This window comes from Microbispora sp. H10830 (assembly GCF_014161375.1).
Taxonomy (GTDB): Bacteria; Actinomycetota; Actinomycetes; order Streptosporangiales; family Streptosporangiaceae; genus Microbispora; species Microbispora catharanthi.
This window is the reverse complement of sequence record NZ_JABBWX010000003.1, coordinates 24,633-43,255: the sequence shown is the minus strand read 5'-3', so window position 1 is coordinate 43,255 and position 18,623 is coordinate 24,633. Positions and strand designations below refer to the sequence as shown.

The following is an 18,623-nucleotide window of genomic DNA, read 5'->3' as shown; positions in this document are numbered from 1 at the left end:
GGGGTCAGCGCATGCCCGGGCGGATCAGGCCGGTCTCGTATGCCGCGATGGTCGCCTGGAGGCGGTCGCGGACGCCGAGCTTGGCGAGGATCACCGCGACGTGGTCCTTGACGGTCGAGGGGCTGATCCGGAGAACCTCGCCGATCTCGGCGTTGGTGAGACCGCGGGCGACATGCGTCAGCACCTCGGTCTCGCGCCGGGTGAGCGTGCCGAGGACGGCGGCGTCACGAGGTTCCGGCTCGGACGCGAACCGATCGATGAGGCGTCGGGTGACCCCCGGATCGAGGAGGGCGTCTCCGGAGGCCACCACCCGGACCGCGTCGGCGACCCGCTCCGGCTCGGCATCCTTGAGCAGGAATCCGCTGGCGCCGGCTCTCAGCGCCGAGAACACGTACTCGTCGAGGCCGAACGTCGTCAGCACCACCACCCGCGTGCCCGGCGCCTCTGCTCCGATCCGGGCGGTCGCCCGCAACCCGTCCAGGCCCGGCATCCGGATGTCCATGAGCGCCACATCGGGCCGCAGCGACACGGCCAACGCCACGGCGGCCTCCCCATCCGCGGCCTGGCCCACGACGCTCAGATCGGGTTCGGCGTCCAGGACCGCCGCGATGCCCGCCCGCACCACCGCCTGGTCGTCGGCGACCATCACCCTGATCAAGGGAGCACCTCCGGAAGCCACACCCTCACCATCCCGTCCCCGGCGCCGGAGACGCTGCCCCCGGCCGCGTCGGCCAGCGCCCGAACCCGCCGATCCCCGCCCGTGGCGGCGGAAGGCCCCGAGACCGCGACGCCGTCGGCGCGGCAGGTCACGGTGATCTCCCGCTCATCCCGTATGCAACCGCGCAGCATCGACTCGGCCACTCTGAACGCGGCGACCTCCACGCTGGGGGACGCTTCGCGGCGGGCTCCGGCATACCTGACGGTGCCCTGGTGCCGCACGGCGAGCAGGGCGATTCCGGCGATGGTCGGGGGCGGGTCGTCGCCGCTTCGGCTGCGCAGTTCGCCGAGCGACTCCCTGAGCGCGGCCAGCCCGGCCCTGGCCTCGGCCAGCACAGTGTCCAGCCGGCCCGCGTCCGCCGCGACCACGATGGCTCCGGCATGTCGCAGGGCCGTACGGCGCAGGCCCGCCGCCAGCCGGTTCCGCTCCGCCAGCACGACCGTCGCCGTCTCGCGGCCGAGCAGATCCCGCTCCCGCGCCACGGCCGCACGGCGCCGCGCACGTCTTGACCTCATTGTCAGGCCGAGCGCCCAGGCCGCCGCCGACGGGACGGCGACCCCCAGGGCCAGCACCGCCCATGCGGCTGCCCGGTTTCCCACGATCCCTGGCCCGCACGCCAGAGCAAGCCCGCCTACCGCCCCCACAGCGGCCGTGGCGAGAGCCCCCCACCGCCGGCGTTCGCGAGGGCCGTACGCGCCCAGCGCGTAGAGCAGCGCCAGCTCGACCCACAGGCACCACAGGAACACGTCCCCTGCGGGCTGCCTCGTCCAGCCGGCGAGTCCGGCGGCGAGCAGGACCGGATAGACCGACAACGCCGCCGTCAGGCTGAAAAGCGGCGCCCGCCTGCGCAGGCCGAGCGGCAGGGCGTGCGCGAAGAAGAGCGGCACCAGCAGGGCGGCCTCTCCGGGGAGGCTCTCGGGCGTGTCGGTCGTCAACAGGCTCGTACCGATGGACAGCGCCACCGCGAGGATCGCAAGCGCGGCGTCGGACGCCTGCCGGCCACGCCATTCGTACGAGGTGGATGCCGGGCAGTCGTCAAGGGCGAGCGGGAGGTCGGCGCGCACGGCCCATCCCCGGCCTTCCGGGCCCGCAGACAGGAACCCTCCACAGGCGGCCACCGCCGTTCTGAGACCGGCAAGCCCGTATCCACCCCCCAGTCCACGTGCCACGTCCGCGTTGTCCACGGCCGGCTCGCCGGGATCGTCGACGATCGTGACGACGAGACGGCCGGGCTCACGGTCGACGCCCACCCGCACGTCGCCTCCCGGCGCGTACCGCAGGGCGTTGGTCAGCGCCTCGCGAACCACCCGGCATGCGACGGCGGCGATCTCGGGCGGGGCGCTCCCGGCTGTTCTGAGGTAGGTGAGACGCGGCTCCGGCCACGTGGCGACCAAGGCGTCCACGTCGGCGAGATCGGCCGAGCCGGCGCCGGCGCCGCTGGTGGTCAGCCGCTCCAGTTCCCGAGTGGCCAAGCGGCCGGTCTCAGCGGCATACCGGGCCGCCTCCGCCACAAGAGCCGGGTCGGCGAGACGCAAGGCGGAGGCGGCGCCGACCACGATGCCGGTGAGTCTGTGCGCGGCCGTGTCGTGAAGTTCGGCGGCGAGCCGGTGCCGCTCGGCCTCGGCGGCCACTCCCGGCACATCGGGCGCGGCCGCGCGGAAGACGGCCACGGCTCGGCGCGCCGCCCGTCCGCGCCTGCGCGCCCTGCCCAGGGCCCAGGTGACCGCGGCGAGGCCGGCGACCAGCAGTGTCACACCGGTGACGGACCTGGGTGACTCCCCGAGGACGCCCGCCGTTCCCGCCGTCAGCGCCAACACGACCAGGACACCCGCGGCGGCCACCCCTGCCGTCCGCCGCAGAGCCAGGCCGTACAGAGCCACGGTCACGATGAGCGGCACGACCCACAACAGCCAGCCCCACACGTCGAGCAAGCCTAACCATCCCACGCGTGACAGCACAGACGGGCGTACGGCCGTCTCCCTGTCAAGAGGCGCGGCAGCCGGTGTGCCAGCCCGTGGCCTGGCTCACGACAGAATGCGGGTCAGTTCGACCCGGGAGCGCACGCCGAGCCTGGCGAAGATGTTCCTCAGGTGGTGCTCGACCGTGCGCGGGCTGATGAACAGCCGGGCCGCCACCTCGCGGTTCGTCGCGCCCTCCGCCACGAGGGTGGCGATCTGGAACTGCTGCGCCGTGAGCAGCCGGCCGGCCTCGGAGCGGGAACCCGAGGGCCGCACCGACTCCCCGGCCGCGCGCAACTCCGCGCGGGCGTGCTCGCTCCACAGGCGGGCGCCGTACCGCTCGAACGTCTCCAGGGCGCCGTGCAGGTGCTCGCGAGCCGCACTTGGGCGGCGCGACCGCCGGAGCATGCCGCCGTACAGCAGCCGCGTGCGCGCGGTCTCGAACGCGCACGCCCCCTGGCGGTGCAGTTCCAGCGCCTGTGTGAAGCGCTCCGCGGCCTCGGCCGGGGGCGCGAGCAGCGCGTGGCACCGGGCCGCCAGCGCCAGCCGGTCGGGGTCGCGGGTGCTGTCGGCCCAGCGCTCCAGCATGACCAGCGCGTCCCCTGCCTGACCGATGTCCCCGGTGCGCACGGCGCTCTCGACGAGCAGCGGCGTCGCCATCACCCGTACGACGAGGGGGTCGCCGGTGCGGGCCACCGTACGCAGGCGGTTCACCGCGTCGGCGTGGCGGTTCGCCGCGACGTCCAGATGGGCCAGGGCCAGCGTGCCGAGTGCCTCGGCCACGCTGACGCCGTGGGCGGCGGCCAGCTCGACGGCCCGCGCCGCCCGCAGGGCGCAGGTCTCCTCGTCACCCGCGACGGCGGCGGTGAACGCGAGCCAGGCGAGATGCTGGGCGCCGCTGGTGGCCCGGCCCGTCTCCTGCGCCAGGCGCAGGCCGTCCATGGCGTTGGCCGCGACCGCGTCGTAACGGCCGCTCCACAGCTGGGCCTGGATCAGGATCTCCAGCATCTGCGGCATGCTGGCGACCGCGCCGTGGGCGCGCGCCACCTCGACCGCCCGGGAGGCCAGTGTGAGCGCGTCGGCGCCGTTGCCGAGCAGGAGGTTCGCGACGCCGCCCCACACGAGCACCGAGGGGCTACCGGCCGAGGGCGGCACCATCACCTCGGTGGCGACGCGGCGCAGCGAGGTGGTCGCCTCGCGGTGCCGGCCCCGGAACGTCGCGGCCATGCCGGCGAGATACTCCAGCGCGAGGCGTGTGACGTGGTCGTCGTCGGGCCGCCGCAGGGTCTCGGCCCGCCGCGCGATCGCCAGGAACCGGCGGTTGTCCCCCGCCAGGTAGCTCGCCTCGCCCGCCCGGACCAGCGCGCGTACGGCCTGCTCCCGGTCGGTGTGCAGCAGCCGCTCCGCGGCGGCGAGCAGCGTGTCGCAGGCGCTGTCGGTCTTGCCCGCGCGCAGCTCCAGGCTGCCCCTGACCAGTTCGGCGCGGCCGCGCACCTCGGCGCCGGCCGCGAGCGTGTCGATCCTGGACAGCAGCGACCTCGCCCGCTGCGGCTGTCCCGCCTGCCAGGCGTGCCGGGCGGCGGCGGCCAGCCGTGCGGCCTTGGCCTCGCCCTGCCCGGTGAGCTCGGCCGCCCGTTCGAGGGCGCGGAACGGCTCGGGGAAGGCCGCCGCCTTCGGCGCCGCCGCGAGCGCGCGTACGAGGTCCTCGGCGAGCCTGTCGGGGGGACCGTCGAGGGCGGCGGCGCGGTGCCAGGCCCGCCGCAGCCGCTGGTGCTCCCCAACGAGAAGGCTCGCCAGCAGGCGGTGGGCGGCCCGCCGCCGGACAAGGGACGCCTCGGCGTACGCCACGTGCCGCAGGATCGGGTCGGCGAGGTCGAAACCGCCGTCCGGCGACTCGACGACGACGCCCGCGGTCTCCGCCGCCTCCAGGGCCGCCAGCCCGGACCGCGACTCCGCCGCGCGCACCAGCGTGACCGCGTCGATGCCGGGATCGGCCGCGACCAGCAGGACGAGGTCGGCGGTGTCGGCGGGCAGGCCGCGGAGCCGGTCGGCGTGCGCCCGCCACAACCGCCCGCCGCGCGGCGGCGTCTCCGGCGGCGGCGCCGAGCCCTCGCGGTGGGCGTCGGTCAGCGAGCCGGCGAGTTCGGCCAGCGCGAGCGGGTTGCCCCGGGCCGCCCGGACCAGCGCCGCGCGCAGGTCCCCGGGAACACCTTCGGGGATCAGGTCGTCGAGCACCTGCCGGGACGCCCGCTCGTCGAGCGGGTCGAGCGGCAGCGACGGCAGGTCGCCGGGCGCCGTCCCGGGCTCCGCGGAGGTGAGCAGCACGGCGACGGGGGCCGCGACGGCTCGGCGGGCCACGAAACAGATCGCCTCCCGGCTGGGGGCGTCGAGCCACTGAAGGTCGTCGGCGCACACCAGCACGGGGCGCCCGGCCGTCTGCAGGAGCCGCAGCAGCGCGGCGGGCAGCGCCAGGCCACCCGTGCCGGTGCCGGTCCGCAGCGCCTCGACGAGCATCGTCGAGGCGGCCGCCGACGCCGAATCGGCCGCGTCCAGCCGGTCCGCTATCGGGCGGAGCAGGGCGTGCAGCCCGGCGTACGGCAGGTGGGTCTCGCCTCTGGCACCCTGGGCGCGGAGCATGAGGAACCCCTGCTCGTCCGGGGTTCCGGCGGCCGCGTGCGCGGCGGCGAGGTCGAGCAGCGCGGTCTTGCCCGCACCCGGTCCACCAAGGAGGAGCAGGCATCCGCCCGCACCGGCCCGGGCCCGGTCCACGAGTGCGCGCAGCGCGTCCGACTCCTTGTCACGACCCCTTAACGCCCCCGACCGAACACCGGTCAAATAAGACATGCATCAGTGTTACGCGCATATTACGCAATTGAGAAGGGCTTCCAATTGGGAACCCCGCCGGGCGCGCACCCGGCGGGGTCCTCGGGAGTGGTGACGCGTGGGGCGTCAGCCGCAGACCGTGCGGACGACCTCCGCGAGGCGGTCCGCCACGGCCTTGGCCTGGTCGTGCGACTCGGCCTCGACCATGACCCGGATCATGGGCTCGGTGCCGCTCGGGCGGATCAGCACGCGGCCGGTCTCCCCGAGCTCGGCCTCCGCCTCGGCGACGGCCGCCCGCAGTTCGGGGGCGGACGCCTTCGCCTTCGCCACATCCCGGACGTTGACGAGCACCTGCGGCAGCTTCGTCATCACCGAAGCGAGGTCGGCGAGGGAGCGGCCCTGGCGGGCCACCTCGGCCATCAGGTGAAGCGAGGTGAGCAGGCCGTCCCCGGTCGTGGCGTGATCCAGCATGATCACGTGACCGGACTGCTCGCCGCCGAGGGTGTAGCCGCCGTCCTGCATAGCCTCCAGGACGTACCGGTCGCCGACCGCGGTCTCCACCACGGACAGGCCGGCCTCCCGCAGGGCGAGCTTGAACCCCAGGTTGGACATGACCGTCGCGACGACCGTGTCCTTGGCGAGGCGGCCGTCGGCGTGCATCGACAGGGCCAGGATCGCCATGATCTGGTCGCCGTCGACCTCCTCGCCCGCGCCGGTGACGGCGAGGCAGCGGTCGGCGTCGCCGTCATAGGCGATGCCCAGGTCGGCGCCGCCTTCGACGACGGCCTTACGCAGCGCGGCCAGGTGGGTCGAGCCCACGCCGTCGTTGATGTTCAACCCGTCCGGGGCGGCGCCGATGGTCTCCACGGCCGCGCCGGCGCGCAGCAGCGCCTCCGGGGCGACCATGTGCGCCGCGCCGTGCGCGCAGTCGACGACGACCCGCAGCCCGTCGAGCCGGTGGGGCAGGGTGGTCAGCAGGTGAGAGACGTATCGATCGGCCTCGCCGTACGCCTCACGGACCCGGCCGACCGACGAGCCGACCGGACGGTCCCACTTCTCCCCGAGCCGTTGCTCGATCTCGTTCTCCACCGCGTCGGGCAGCTTGTAGCCGCCGCGGGTGAAGAACTTGATGCCGTTGTCCGGCGCGGGGTTGTGCGACGCGGAGAGCATGACGCCGAGGTCGGCCCCCAGCGCGTTGGTCAGGTACGCGACCGCCGGGGTGGGCAGCACGCCGAGCCGCAGGACGTCCACGCCGGACGACGCGAGGCCGGCGACCACGGCGGCCTCCAGGAACTCTCCTGAAGCCCGCGGGTCCCGGCCTACGACGGCGATCGGGCGGCCGCGCCGCCCGACACTGCCATGGAACGCCCCGGCGTCGCCGAGCACATGCGCGGCGGCCACGGACAGGTCCATGGCCAGCTCCGCGGTGAGGTCGCGCCCGGCGACCCCACGTACCCCGTCGGTGCCGAAGAGGCGCCCCCGAGAGGGGGCGCCTACGGGCTCCTGCGACATTAACGCTTGCTGTACTGAGGAGCCTTGCGGGCCTTCTTGAGGCCGTACTTCTTCCGCTCCGTGGCGCGGGCGTCACGGGTGAGGAAGCCGGCCTTCTTCAGCGGCGGGCGGTTGACCTCGGCGTCCAGAACGGCGAGCGCGCGGGACAGGCCCATGCGCAGCGCGCCGGCCTGGCCGGTCACGCCGCCGCCGTCGATGCGGGCGATGACGTCGAACGCGTCCTCGGCGCCGAGCACGACGAACGGCTCGTTGATCAGCTGCTGGTGGACCTTGTTCGGGAAGTAGCTGTCCAGCGAGCGGCCGTTGATCGTCCACTTGCCGGTGCCCGGCACGATGCGGACACGGGCGATGGCCTCCTTGCGGCGGCCGGTGCCGTACGAGTTGCCCGTGGTGACGGGCTTGCGCACGGCGCCCTCGCCGGCCGGGGCCGACTCGGTGGTGTACTCGGAGGGGAACTCCTCCGCGGTGTAGTCTTCCGGCTCGCCCTCGACGAGCGTCTCGATACCGGTGGGCTCGGCCACGGTTCTCCTCTTAACTTTCCTGGCTCGCGATTACTGGGCGATCTGGGTGATCTGGAAGGGCACCGGCTGCTGGGCCTGGTGCGGGTGCTCGGTGCCGGCGTAGACCTTGAGCTTCTTGGCCATCTTGCGGCCCAGGGCGTTCTTGGGAAGCATGCCGCGGACGGCCTTCTCCACGGCCCGGTCCGGACGCTTCTCCATGAGCTCGCCGTAGCTGACGGCACGCAGACCGCCGGGGTAACCCGAGTGGCGGTACGCCTTCTTCTGCTCGAGCTTGTTGCCGCTCAGGGCGATCTTCTCGGCGTTGATGACGATGACGAAGTCACCCGTGTCGACATGCGGGGCGAAGATCGGCTTGTGCTTCCCGCGGAGCAGGGTCGCCACCTGGCTGGCCAGCCGGCCGAGTACGACGTCGGTCGCGTCGATGACGTACCACTGACGTTCGACGTCGTTGGGCTTCGGTGAGAACGTGCGCACGGCAGTGCCTTCTGTCGGAATGTGAACTCTCGGTAGGTTGCGCAGGCACGGCGACAACCTCCGTCTCCACATGTACGGGAGAAGACGCCGGACGCGCCGTGCACCGGTCTGCGGACAGACCGATCCACACACAACGAACTAGCAGACTACCGACGCGATGGCGCCTGGTCAAAACGGCGAGGGGCGCGGGGCATTGGAACGACTCATTTGAACGTTCATCAAATCCATACCCATTCGCCTCTTCTTCCCCATGGCGCAGATCTCTATATTTGACTGCGGTATGTGGCAGACCCCTCACAAAAAACACACCTTCCGTGGCCCCTTACGGGGGACTCAGATGGGTCTGCTGGCGTGCGCCGTGGCCATCCTGCTCACCGGTGTCGTGATCGGCAGGATGAGCACCAGGTCGAGCGAGGTCGACGACGTCTATCTGCGCAAGTCGGAGCCGTCCGCGTCGCCGAGCGTCAGCGCGGCGGGCGCGGTGCCGCGCGACCGGCCCACCCTCGACCACGTGCTGCGCACCGTGGCTCCGGTCGTCCCCCGGCAGGTGCCGCAGCGCCGGCCCCGGAAGGAAAGGCCGCCCTCCACGCTGATCGACGGCTCCGACAGCGGCTCGCGGCACACCGTTCTCACGCCCGGGACGGACGGCGGCGACGACACGTACGACGCCGACTCGATGCGGTCCGCCTCGATGGAGGCCGAGGTCGTGCGCCTGGTCAACGCCGAACGCCGCAGGCACGGCTGCCGGCCCCTGCGCGTGGACCCCCGCCTCGTGGAGTCCGCCCGCGCGCACTCGGACGAGATGGCGTCGAGCAGGCTGTTCCGGCACAGCTCCCCCGGGGGCGCCTCCCCCTGGGACCGCATGGGCGCGGCGGGCTACTCCGACGGCGGGGCCGAGACGATCGCCAGGGGCTACCAGACCGCCGAGGCGGTCGTACGCGGCTGGATGGCCGGGCAGAGCGACCGCGCCACGCTGCTCGACTGCCGCCTGGTCGCGACCGGGGTCGGCGTGAGCACGGGCGAGGGCGGCCCGTGGTGGACCGAGGACTTCGGGTATTCCTGACGCTTCCTCATCTGTCCAGATAGCCGACTAATCTCAGCGCCATGGGTTATCCCGGCGACCAGCAACCACCTCCGCCGCATCATCCCCCCGATCCCCGCAGGCGGGACCTGCCGCCGTACTCCGGCGGGGACGACTCTCCCCTCGCAGGCCGTCGCGACGCGCCGCCCTACGGCGGGGGGCAGCCGCCGTACCAGCGCGAGCAGTCGCCGTACGCCCGCGAGCAATCGCCGTACGAACGCGAGCAGGCGCCCTACCAGCCCTACCCGCAGCAGCCCCACTCGCAGCAGCCCTACCCGCAGCAACCCGAGCAGCAGCCGTACACCGGACGCGGGCCGTACGAGCAGGAGAGCCCCCACCGGGTCGAGGAGCTCGCGTCGGGCCCGTACGCGTCCCCGCCCGGCGGTCAGGCGGGCGGCGACTGGGACGTGCGGCGGCAGCCGACGGCGTCGCCGGTGCCTCCGCCGCCGGAGCCCGTGTGGGATCCGGACGCGAAGGGACCTCTGTGGCGTCGCCCGTGGGCCCTCGGCCTCGCCCTGCTGGCCCTCATCGGGGCGCTGTTCACCGGCCTGTGGTACGCCGCGCGCAACGAGAAGCCGCCGGTCGCCGCCCCGACGCCCACCACCCGCCCCACACAGCTCGTCTCCGAGGGGCCCCCCGGCAAGTTCGGCTACACCGCCTCACGGACGACCGACAAAAGCCCGCTGTCGCTGCGGGAGCTGTTCCCCAAGGGCAAATTCGTCAAGAACAAACGTTCGTACGTCCGCACGGCGTTCCGTAAGGAGAAAAAGTGCGCGGACGGCGTCACCGGCGACAAAATCACCAAGGCGCTCAAGGCGGGCGGATGCACGCAACTGCTGCGGGCGAGCTTCGCGGACTCCAAGGGCACGGTCATCGGCACCGTGGGCGTCGCCAACCTCAAAACCTCCGCCACGGCCAAGAAGGTCGCCTCCGCCGGCGGCGGCGGCGAGCGCAAGGACTACCTCAAGCCGCTGCCGGGCAAGGACGAGGCCACCAAGCACCTCGGCACCGGCGAGGCGTACGCGGGCGGCTGGACCCACGGCCACTATGCGGTGCTGCTCTGGTTCCAGTTCAAGGACGGCCACAAACCAGCCAAGAACGAGCTGAAACGGCTCTACCAGACCGCGGTGGACGTCACCGACGCGACTGTTTTCCCTGCCCTCGACACCCGTTCGCTGAACGGTGGCCCCAGCTGAGGCCAGGCGTTCACTGAGGTGAAAGCCGGTGGGCGACCCGGGGCGGCTCGGACCGAAACGCCCATAGGGGCACGCCGATCGCGCCCGCGCCGTTACGCTTCCGGCTATGCGTGGCAAGGATTCCGGTTCCGAGCACGAACACGAAACGGCGTGGGCCCGCCGCGAGGCGGACGCCGAGGGCTCGGCGACACCTCCGACGCCACCTCCGAGCTTCGGCCAGACCCCGCCGCCCGGGTTCGGGCAGCCTCCGGCGGACGACGGCACGGCCTGGGCCCCGGACGCCGCCGGTGCGGCGGACCGGCTTCCGGCCGTGCCCCACCCGACGAGGTACGGCCCTCCTGGCGGTCTCGGGGCACCGGAACGGCCCGATGACGACCCGGAGAGCACGAACAGGTTCAGGGCCGTTCCGGCGTACGGCCCTCCGCCCGCCGCCCCCGGCGTGGCGGGAAACGCCGCCGTGCCCGGGAATGCCGGAGCATCGGAGGAAGCCGGGGGCCTTCCCGCGCCGCGCCGCCCCGGCGACGAGGCCCTCGGCCTGCCCGCGCCCGGTGAGCCGCAGCCCGGCGCCGGCCACGGAGTCGGCCCCGGAGTCGGTCACGGAGCCGGTCACGGAGCCGTGCCTCCGCAGCCCGCGTACGGCGCGGGCACGCCCTCCTGGCCGCAGCCCGAGGGCCAGGGCATCCACTCGTGGCAGCCGACCGGCCACGGCGACCAGCAGCAGCCCGGCCACGGCGCACAGGGACATCCCGGATACGGCCCGCCCGCGTGGCAGCCCCCGGCGCCGGCCACGCCTCCGTGGCAGCCTCCGGCGGAGCACGTCGATCCACGCCCGCCCGCCCCGGGCCCGGGCGCGCCCTCGATGCAGCCCGAGGGTCAGGCAGTCCACTCGTGGCAGCCTCCGGCCGACCCGAACGCCGTGCGCTGGGAGCACCCCCCGGGCCCGGACGCGCCGTCCTGGCAGCCCGCGCAGCCGCCCTGGCAACCCGCACAGAGCGCGGGTGGCCCCGCGTACCCCCAGACTCCCCCGCCGCCCGGCTCTCAGCAGCCCGCGTACGGCCCCGGAACGCACCCCTGGCAGCCGCCCGCCGGGGGTGCGGACCCGGCGGCATGGCAGCCGCCCGCGGACGGGCCCAACCCCGCGTGGCAGCCGCCGGCCGACACGGGAGCGCAGCCGTGGCCTTCGCATGGCCCCGGAACGCCGGCCTGGGAGCCACCGCCTCCGGGCTCGGCCCCGCAGCCGTGGCAGCAGCAGCCCCCCTCTGCGGAAGCGGGAGCGCCGCACATGTGGCCCGCCCCCGTCGGCGATCCCGGCGCACAGACAGGCCCCCAGCCCGGCGCACAGCCCGGCCCCCAGCACGGCCCCCAGCACGGTGTCCAGACAGGCCCCCAGCACGGTGTCCAGACAGGCCCCCAGCACGGCGGCGTCACCTCCTGGCCCCACCCGGGCCACGAGTCGCAGTGGCCGCAGGGCCCCGCTCAGGCCGGAACAGGCGACTCCGGCCCTGGCCCGTGGCCGGCCCCGCCAGGCGGCGAACCGGCCGCGCCCGGCGCCTTCGGCGCGTCCCCCTCGCCGTACGACGATGGATCTCACGGCGGGGCGTGGCAGGGCCCGGCCGGGCCCCCTGCCTGGTCGCAGCCCGGCGGCCCTCCCGCGGCGCCGGCCTCGTACGGGCCGGATCAGCAGGACACCGGTGGTCCCTGGGCCGCCCAGCCCGGCGAGACGGCGCCCGGCGTGCCGACGTTCCCCGAGTGGGGGCCCGCCCCCGCCGCGGGGCAGCCGTCCGGCGGAGAGGCCTGGCCCCAGGCGCCGGCGCCCCACCAGGGGTATCCACCCGCCGCCCCACCGCAGTACGGCCCCCAGTACGTGCCGCAGCCCGGCCCGGAATTCCCGGCCGGCCAGCCGGAGATGTACGCACAGGGAGCCGTGTCCCCGGAGGCGGTCCGCCCCGGGGAGCCCGGCGACGTGCCCGTGTGGCCGCCGCGGCTGCCCGGCGAGCCGTACCCGCAGGGGGAGATGCCGGCGGGCACCTCCTGGCCCCCGACGAACGCCTACCAGGACGAGCCCGGCTCGGCGCGGGCAGCCGAGGGCCCGCCCGGTGACCGGGCGGGCACGACCGAGTCAGGCGGCGCGCCCGGCGACGCGCCCACTCCCACCGGCACGCCCGGCCACACCACTTCGCCCGAGCACGGCACCGCGCCCGACCACAGCACTGTGTCCGGCCACACCACTGTGCCCGGCCACACCGGCCCGCCCGCGGACGCGGCGCATCACGCCGATGTGCCTGCCGACGGTGGTTCGCCCGCCGAAGGATCAGGACAGACGGGCGCACCCGCCGGCGAGCCCGCGCCGGGCGCTTCCGGACAGGACGCTCCCGCGGGGAGCATCCCCTCACCGGACGCGCCGGCGTCGTACCCTGCCGCTCCGGGTCACGCCGGGCCGCCCGAGGGCTTCGAGACCGAGATGGCCCATTCGGTGACCCCGATCGAGGGGTTCCCTGTGCCCGGCGCACCGTACGAACCCGGCCAGGCCCTCGCGCACTCCGAACAGAGCACCCCGCACAGCTCACAGAGCACTCCGCACGGCGAACCGCAGCACCCGGCCTACGACAGGACGACGCAGCCGCTGCTCCCGCCGCAGCCCGAGGAGCCGTTCCAAGCGCCCACGCAGACACCGATCGCGCCTGGTCAGGCGCAGGACAGCGCACCGTCCGGGACACCGCTGGGGAGACAGGACGAGACACAGGGTCAGACCGCGTCTCAGTCCCCGTTCCAGTCGCCGTCCGCGACGTCCCCCTCGGATGTCCCGCCATCCGCCGCGCCCCCGAGTGCGGCGTCATCCGACACGCCGCCCCCGGGCCCGTCCACGAGCGACGGCGTCACCGGGGCGGTCTCCCCCGACCCCAATTCAGGACAGATGGCGACAACCTCTCCCACGACCGGTTCGCCCTCGCAGCCGACCGGTGAGACCCCGTTCGCGTTCACGCCGGTGACACCGGCCAAGGCGGGCAAGCCGACGCCTCCACCCGGATTCGGGCCGAACCCCTCCGCCCCCTCCCAGGAGGGCAACCTCCCGGCGACGCTGGGCCCCACCAGCCCTCCCCCCTCCGGCGGGAAGGTCAAGCGGATCCTGATGGCCGCCGGTGCGGTGGTCGTCGTGGGGGCGATCGGCACCGCGGCCTACTTCGCGTACTCCGGCGAGCCTGACGGTGATCAGGCCGCCCGTACGCCGGCGGCCACCACGGCGCCCCCCTCAGCCGAGCCGCAGCCGAGTTCCACGGTCTCCTCCGTCATCCTCGACTCGGAGCAGACCGACCCCAAGACCCTGAAGCCGGGAGAGGCGTTCCCGGACGAGAAGGTGACGCTGGCGGGCACGACGTACCGCCGGGTCAAGGTCGACGTGACCGACGACTGCGGGAAGGCGGCGGCGGGCGCGTTCGCGCAGGCCCTCAGCGAGCAGCAGTGCCGCAGGGTGCTCAGGGCGACCTACGTGGACGGCAAGCGCCAGTACGCGGTGACCACGGGCATCGCCGTGCTGCCCGGCAAGACCGAGGCCCTCGCCGTGGACCAGGCCAAGGATCTCGGCGCGAACGTCTGGTTCCGCGGCCTCGACGGCGACAAGGCGAGCCGAGCGGACAAGGTGTCGATCTCCGGCGGCTACGCCGCCGGCATGGTGTGGGGACGCTACATCGTGTTCAGCTACGCCACCTACGCCGACGGGCACACGCCGGACGCGAACGACAAGAACCTCGCGCCGATCAGCGGCGCCTTCCGCGACAACATGGCGAAGGTGATCGAGAAGCGCGCCTCACGCTGACGATCCCGGCGCGTGGCTCCCACACGGGGACCACGCGCCGCCCCGGCCCCGGCGATCGGAGCAGGGGGCGTCGGAGCAGGTGCGCAAGGCTCAGGTGCGCAGGGGTCACGTGCGCAGGGGTCACGTGCGCAGGGGTCACGTGCTCAGTGTGCGCACGCGGCGGGTGGCGGCGGCCCGCCGCGCCAGTTCCTCCGGCTCGGGGTAGCGCACCTCCTCAAGCGTGAGACCGTGCGCGGGCGCGACGTGCACACCCGAGTCCCGTACCGCTGTCGCCAGCACCTCGGCGGGCCACTCGACGGGCCGCCTGCCCTCCCCCACGGTCAGCAGCGAGCCGACCAGCGCCCGGACCATCGAGTGACAGAAGGCGTCGGCGACCACGGTCGCGAGGAGGATCCCGTCCTCGTCCCTGACCCAGTCGAGCCGCTGCAGCTCACGGATCGTGGTCGCGCCCTCGCGTCTGCGGCAGAAGGCGGCGAAGTCGTGCTCGCCCAGCAGGCGGGCGGCCGCCGCGTTCAGCAGGTTCACGTCCAGCGGCCGGGCGTACCACAGCACCTCACGCCGCCGCAGCGGGTCCACCCCGCCGGGGGCGTCGCCGACGCGGTAGCCGTAGCGGCGCGACAGCGCGGAGAACCGGGCGTCGAAGCCCTCGGGCGCGACGCTGACGGCGTGCACCCGCACGTCGAGGGGCAGCACCCCCGCCAGCCGCCTCGTCAGCGCAGCGAGCCACTCAGCGCCGCGCTCCCCCCACGCCTGTTCCGGATCCTCGGGGACGGGGGCACGCCCGGACGAGGCGGCGGCCAGCGCGGCGAACGGGAGGTCGACGTGCGCCACCTGCCCCCTCGCGTGGACACCGGCGTCGGTGCGGCCCGCGACGGTGAGCGACGGCGGGGCGTCCAGGCGCAGGATGCGGCCCAGCGCGTCCTCGATCTCCCCCTGCACGGTGCGCCGTCCCGGCTGGCGCGCCCAGCCCGAGAAGTCCGTGCCGTCGTAACCCAGGTCCAGCCTCAGCCGCAGTTCTCGCTCCACGCCATCCCTCGTACGGTGCCTCGTACGGTGCACAAACGAAGAGCGGGCCCAGCATCCCCGGAAGGGAAACTGAGCCCGCTCACAGAGCCTGGGATCAGGCCTCGTCCTTCTTGTCACCCTCAGTCGGCTCGGCGGCGGCCTCGGGAGCCTCCGCCGTCTCGGCGGCCTCGTCCTGCGCGGCCGGCGTCTCCTCGACCTCGGCCGGAGCGGCCTCGGCGGCGGGCGCGGCCTGAGCCGTGCGGGAGACCCTGACCGGGTTCAGCTGCTCGGTGACCAGCTCGATGACCGCCATCGGAGCGGCGTCGCCCTTGCGCGGGCCGAGCTTGGTGATCCGGGTGTAGCCACCGGGACGCTCGGCGTACGTCGGGGCGATCTCGGTGAAGAGGTGGTGGACGACGCCCTTGTCGCGGACGACCGTCAGCACCTGGCGACGGTTGTGGATGTCGCCCTTCTTCGCCTTGGTGATCAGCTTCTCCGCGAGCGGGCGGAGACGCCTGGCCTTGGCCTCGGTGGTGGTGATCCGGCCGTTCTGGAACAGCGAGGTGGCGAGGTTCGCCAGGATCAGCCGCTCGTGGGCCGGGCTGCCGCCGAGGCGGGCGCCCTTGGTGGGCTTGGGCATTTCATGCTCCTCATGGATAACCCGCTCCGGCCGTGTCAGGTACCGGGGTCGGGCCGACCGGCGTACCGGTCGTGACTTGTCATCGCCGCCTCATGCCGCCCTCGACGGGCGGCACGAGACGGTGGTGCCGCTGCTGGAAGACGGGCGATCAGTACTGCTCGGTCTCGATGAACCCGCCGTCCTCGTCGTCGTACCCGCCGCCGGCGACGGCGGAGGGGTCGAACCCGGGCGGGGAGTCCTTGAGAGCCAGGCCCATCTCGTGCAGCTTCTGCTTGACCTCTTCGATCGACTTGGCGCCGAAGTTGCGGATGTCCAGCAGGTCCTGCTCGCTGCGGGCGACGAGCTCACCCACGGTGTGGATGCCCTCGCGCTTGAGGCAGTTGTACGAACGGACGGTGAGGTTGAGCTCCTCGATCGGCAGCGCCAGGTCGGCCGCGAGAGCCGCGTCCGTCGGCGACGGGCCGATGTCGATGCCCTCGGCCTCGACGTTGAGCTCACGGGCCAGGCCGAACAGCTCGACCAGGGTCTTGCCGGCCGAGGCCACCGCGTCGCGGGGCTTCATGGACGGCTTGGTCTCGACGTCGAGGATCAGGCGGTCGAAGTCCGTGCGCTGCTCGACACGGGTGGCCTCGACCTTGTAGGTGACCTTGAGGACCGGAGAGTAGATCGAGTCGATCGGAATCCGGCCGATCTCCTGGCCAGGCTGCTTGTTCTGGGCAGCGGAGACGTAGCCGCGGCCGCGCTCGACGGTCAGCTCCATCTCCAGCTTCGCCTTGCCGTTCAGCGTGGCGATGTGCAGGTCGGGGTTGTGCACCTCGACACCGGCCGGAGGCGCGATGTCGGCGGCGGTGACCTCACCCGGGCCCTGCTTGCGCAGGTACATCACCACGGGCTCGTCGTGCTCGGAGGAGACGACCAGCGACTTGAGGTTCAGGATGATGTCGGTGACGTCTTCCTTGACCCCCGGCACGGTCGAGAACTCGTGGAGCACGCCCTCGATGCGGATGCTGGTGACCGCCGCCCCCGGGATGGAGGACAGCAGCGTACGCCGCACCGAGTTGCCGATGGTGTAACCGAAGCCCGGCTCGAGCGGCTCGATGATGAACCTGGACCGGTGCTCCTCGAGCGACTCCTCCTGGAGGCTCGGGCGCTGTGCGATGAGCATCAGGATCTCCTGGATCCGGGACGGCCCCGTCACGGTGGACGAGGAGTCCCTGGGTTACGGCGACGCCCGCTATTTGACGCCGCTCGCCTACAACCATGATGCCGTACGGCCGGGAGTGTACCGGCCGCACGGCGTCATGAACTGCCCGGGCCCTACTACTTGGAGTAGAGCTCGACGATCAGCTGCTCCTGGACCAGCGTGTCGATCTGCTGGCGGACCGGGAGCTGGTGCACGAGGATGCGCATGTTCTCGGTGGAGACGCCCAGCCAGGCCGGGACGGTCTTGTCGCCGGCGCTCGCGCGGGCCACCTCGTACGGAAGCAGGTTGCGCGACTTCTCGCGGACCTCGATGATGTCGTGCTCGCGCACGCGGTACGACGGGATGTCGACCTTCTTGCCGTTCACGAGGAAGTGGCCGTGGCGCACCTGCTGGCGGGCCGCGTCACGCGACTCGGCGAAGCCGGCGCGGTAGACCACGTTGTCGAGACGGCTCTCCAGGATCTGGAGCAGGTTCTCACCCGTCTTGCCGGCCTTGCGGTTGGCTTCCTCGTAGTAGTTGTGGAACTGCTTCTCGAGGACGCCGTAGATGCGGCGGGTCTTCTGCTTCTCACGAAGCTGGAGCTGGTACTCCGACTCCTTCGGACGGCCGCGGCCGTGCTCACCCGGCGGGTACGGGCGGATCTCGATGGGGCACTTGGCGGACTCGCACTTCTTGCCCTTGAGGAAGAGCTTGGTCTTCTCACGGCGGCAGAGCTTGCAGTCCGGACCCGTGTAACGAGCCATTTCTTTCTACTCTCCTGAGCTCAGACGCGACGGCGCTTGGGCGGACGGCAGCCGTTGTGCGGGACCGGGGTCACGTCCTGGATGGACCCGACCTCGAGACCGGTCGCCTGCAGCGAACGGATCGCGGTCTCACGGCCGGAGCCGGGGCCCTTGACGAAGACGTCGACCTTGCGCATGCCGTGCTCCATGGCACGACGGGCGGCGTTCTCGGCAGCCATCTGCGCGGCGAACGGGGTGGACTTGCGGGAGCCCTTGAACCCGACGTGGCCGGCGCTGGCCCAGGAGATCACGTTCCCGTTCGGGTCGGTGATCGAAACGATCGTGTTGTTGAACGTGCTCTTGATGTGGGCGTGCCCGTGAGCGACGTTCTTCTTTTCCTTGCGGCGCACCTTCTTCGGTGCGCCCTGGCGGCTCTTCGGCGGCATTGAAGCGCTAACTCCTGGAAATGTGGCTGCTAAGGACTACTTCTTGCCCGGCTTCTTCTTGCCGGCGACGGTCTTCTTCTTACCCTTGCGGGTGCGCGCGTTCGTCTGCGTCCGCTGACCGTGGACAGGCAGCCCCTTGCGGTGCCGGATGCCCTGGTAGCAGCCGATCTCGATCTTGCGTCGGATGTCGGCCTGAATCTCGCGCCGGAGGTCACCCTCGATCTTGTAGTTCGCCTCGATGTAGTCACGCATCGGGACGAGCTCGGCGTCCGTGAGCTGGTGGACGCGCAGGTCGGGGCTGATACCGGTCGCGTCAAGGATCTCCTTGGCGCGGGTGCGGCCGATTCCGAAAACGTAGGTGAGAGCGATCTCCAGCCGCTTGTCGCGGGGGAGGTCGACGCCAACCAGGCGAGCCATGGTCGGGCATTCTCCTTCAGTGTGGCGGAGGTCTTGCGCGACACTTCCCCTCCCATGCCCGGGCGAGGGCCCCGGCCTCCGACCGGGGGTCT

General features: G+C 72.9%; 15 protein-coding genes. 3 read left to right on the top strand and 12 right to left on the bottom strand.

The annotated features are described in order from the left end of the window. Positions 1 to 4: 4 nt before the first annotated feature. From HHX35_RS09495 to rplM, 6 genes are all read right to left on the bottom strand, one after another. Complete coding sequence (locus HHX35_RS09495; protein ID WP_259404945.1) at positions 5 to 658, bottom strand: response regulator transcription factor; 654 nt, start codon at positions 656 to 658, stop codon at positions 5 to 7. Then, positions 655 to 2,664 (bottom strand): ATP-binding protein, encoded by a 2,010-nt coding sequence (locus HHX35_RS09490; RefSeq protein ID WP_182898502.1) that lies wholly within the window; start codon positions 2,662 to 2,664, stop codon positions 655 to 657. Before HHX35_RS09490 ends, HHX35_RS09495 begins: the two co-directional genes overlap by 4 nt. 78 nt (positions 2,665 to 2,742) lie before the next feature. Continuing rightward, positions 2,743 to 5,520: a LuxR family transcriptional regulator gene (locus tag HHX35_RS09485; protein WP_182898501.1), complete on the bottom strand. Its 2,778-nt coding sequence runs from the start codon at positions 5,518 to 5,520 to the stop codon at positions 2,743 to 2,745. A gap of 105 nt (positions 5,521 to 5,625) precedes the next feature. Continuing rightward, positions 5,626 to 7,011, bottom strand: a complete 1,386-nt coding sequence (gene glmM, locus HHX35_RS09480; protein WP_182898500.1) for a phosphoglucosamine mutase — start codon at positions 7,009 to 7,011, stop codon at positions 5,626 to 5,628. After that, on the bottom strand, positions 7,011 to 7,532 hold the full coding sequence (gene rpsI, locus HHX35_RS09475; RefSeq protein ID WP_139573642.1) for a 30S ribosomal protein S9: 522 nt from the start codon (positions 7,530 to 7,532) through the stop codon (positions 7,011 to 7,013). The genes glmM and rpsI overlap by 1 nt, the downstream gene beginning before the upstream one ends. Positions 7,533 to 7,562: 30 nt before the next feature. After that, a complete protein-coding gene (rplM, locus tag HHX35_RS09470; protein ID WP_139573643.1) occupies positions 7,563 to 8,006 on the bottom strand; it encodes a 50S ribosomal protein L13 in 444 nt (147 codons plus the stop codon). Positions 8,007 to 8,343: 337 nt separating this feature from the next. Between rplM and HHX35_RS09465 the strand changes: the two genes are divergently transcribed. From HHX35_RS09465 to HHX35_RS09455, 3 genes are all read left to right on the top strand, one after another. After that, a complete protein-coding gene (locus tag HHX35_RS09465) occupies positions 8,344 to 9,069 on the top strand; it encodes a CAP domain-containing protein (protein ID WP_182898499.1) in 726 nt (241 codons plus the stop codon). 41 nt (positions 9,070 to 9,110) lie between these two features. Beyond that, on the top strand, positions 9,111 to 10,283 hold the full coding sequence (locus HHX35_RS09460; RefSeq protein WP_182898498.1) for a hypothetical protein: 1,173 nt from the start codon (positions 9,111 to 9,113) through the stop codon (positions 10,281 to 10,283). Positions 10,284 to 10,389: 106 nt separating this feature from the next. Further along, complete coding sequence (locus HHX35_RS09455) at positions 10,390 to 14,097, top strand: hypothetical protein (protein ID WP_182898497.1); 3,708 nt, start codon at positions 10,390 to 10,392, stop codon at positions 14,095 to 14,097. A 135-nt stretch (positions 14,098 to 14,232) separates the two neighbouring features. Here the strand turns inward: HHX35_RS09455 and truA are convergent, their stop codons facing one another. The 6 genes from truA to rpsM all read right to left on the bottom strand — a co-directional run bounded on the left by truA (position 14,233) and on the right by rpsM (position 18,531). Then, positions 14,233 to 15,123, bottom strand: a complete 891-nt coding sequence (gene truA / locus HHX35_RS09450) for a tRNA pseudouridine(38-40) synthase TruA (RefSeq protein WP_182898496.1) — start codon at positions 15,121 to 15,123, stop codon at positions 14,233 to 14,235. A gap of 94 nt (positions 15,124 to 15,217) precedes the next feature. Further along, a complete protein-coding gene (rplQ, locus tag HHX35_RS09445; RefSeq protein ID WP_182898495.1) occupies positions 15,218 to 15,742 on the bottom strand; it encodes a 50S ribosomal protein L17 in 525 nt (174 codons plus the stop codon). 148 nt (positions 15,743 to 15,890) lie between these two features. Then, entirely contained in the window at positions 15,891 to 16,907 is a 1,017-nt protein-coding gene (locus tag HHX35_RS09440; protein ID WP_139573649.1) for a DNA-directed RNA polymerase subunit alpha, read from the bottom strand. A gap of 155 nt (positions 16,908 to 17,062) precedes the next feature. Next, positions 17,063 to 17,689, bottom strand: a complete 627-nt coding sequence (gene rpsD, locus HHX35_RS09435) for a 30S ribosomal protein S4 (protein WP_139573650.1) — start codon at positions 17,687 to 17,689, stop codon at positions 17,063 to 17,065. Between the two features lie 20 nt (positions 17,690 to 17,709). Beyond that, positions 17,710 to 18,114, bottom strand: a complete 405-nt coding sequence (rpsK, locus tag HHX35_RS09430; RefSeq protein ID WP_020542285.1) for a 30S ribosomal protein S11 — start codon at positions 18,112 to 18,114, stop codon at positions 17,710 to 17,712. Between the two features lie 36 nt (positions 18,115 to 18,150). Continuing rightward, on the bottom strand, positions 18,151 to 18,531 hold the full coding sequence (gene rpsM, locus HHX35_RS09425) for a 30S ribosomal protein S13 (protein ID WP_139573651.1): 381 nt from the start codon (positions 18,529 to 18,531) through the stop codon (positions 18,151 to 18,153). Positions 18,532 to 18,623: the final 92 nt, after the last annotated feature.

Bases quoted from the DNA above. Each gene is read 5' to 3' on its own strand.
- HHX35_RS09485 (WP_182898501.1), bottom strand. From the start codon at position 5,520: ATGTCTTATTTGACCGGTGTTCGGTCGGGGGCGTTAAGGGGTCGTGAC.
- glmM (WP_182898500.1), bottom strand. From the start codon at position 7,011: ATGTCGCAGGAGCCCGTAGGCGCCCCCTCTCGGGGGCGCCTCTTCGGC.
- HHX35_RS09465 (WP_182898499.1), top strand. From the start codon at position 8,344: ATGGGTCTGCTGGCGTGCGCCGTGGCCATCCTGCTCACCGGTGTCGTG.
- HHX35_RS09460 (WP_182898498.1), top strand. From the start codon at position 9,111: ATGGGTTATCCCGGCGACCAGCAACCACCTCCGCCGCATCATCCCCCC.
- HHX35_RS09455 (WP_182898497.1), top strand. From the start codon at position 10,390: ATGCGTGGCAAGGATTCCGGTTCCGAGCACGAACACGAAACGGCGTGG.
- rplQ (WP_182898495.1), bottom strand. From the start codon at position 15,742: ATGCCCAAGCCCACCAAGGGCGCCCGCCTCGGCGGCAGCCCGGCCCAC.
- HHX35_RS09440 (WP_139573649.1), bottom strand. From the start codon at position 16,907: ATGCTCATCGCACAGCGCCCGAGCCTCCAGGAGGAGTCGCTCGAGGAG.
- rpsD (WP_139573650.1), bottom strand. From the start codon at position 17,689: ATGGCTCGTTACACGGGTCCGGACTGCAAGCTCTGCCGCCGTGAGAAG.
- rpsK (WP_020542285.1), bottom strand. From the start codon at position 18,114: ATGCCGCCGAAGAGCCGCCAGGGCGCACCGAAGAAGGTGCGCCGCAAG.
- rpsM (WP_139573651.1), bottom strand. From the start codon at position 18,531: ATGGCTCGCCTGGTTGGCGTCGACCTCCCCCGCGACAAGCGGCTGGAG.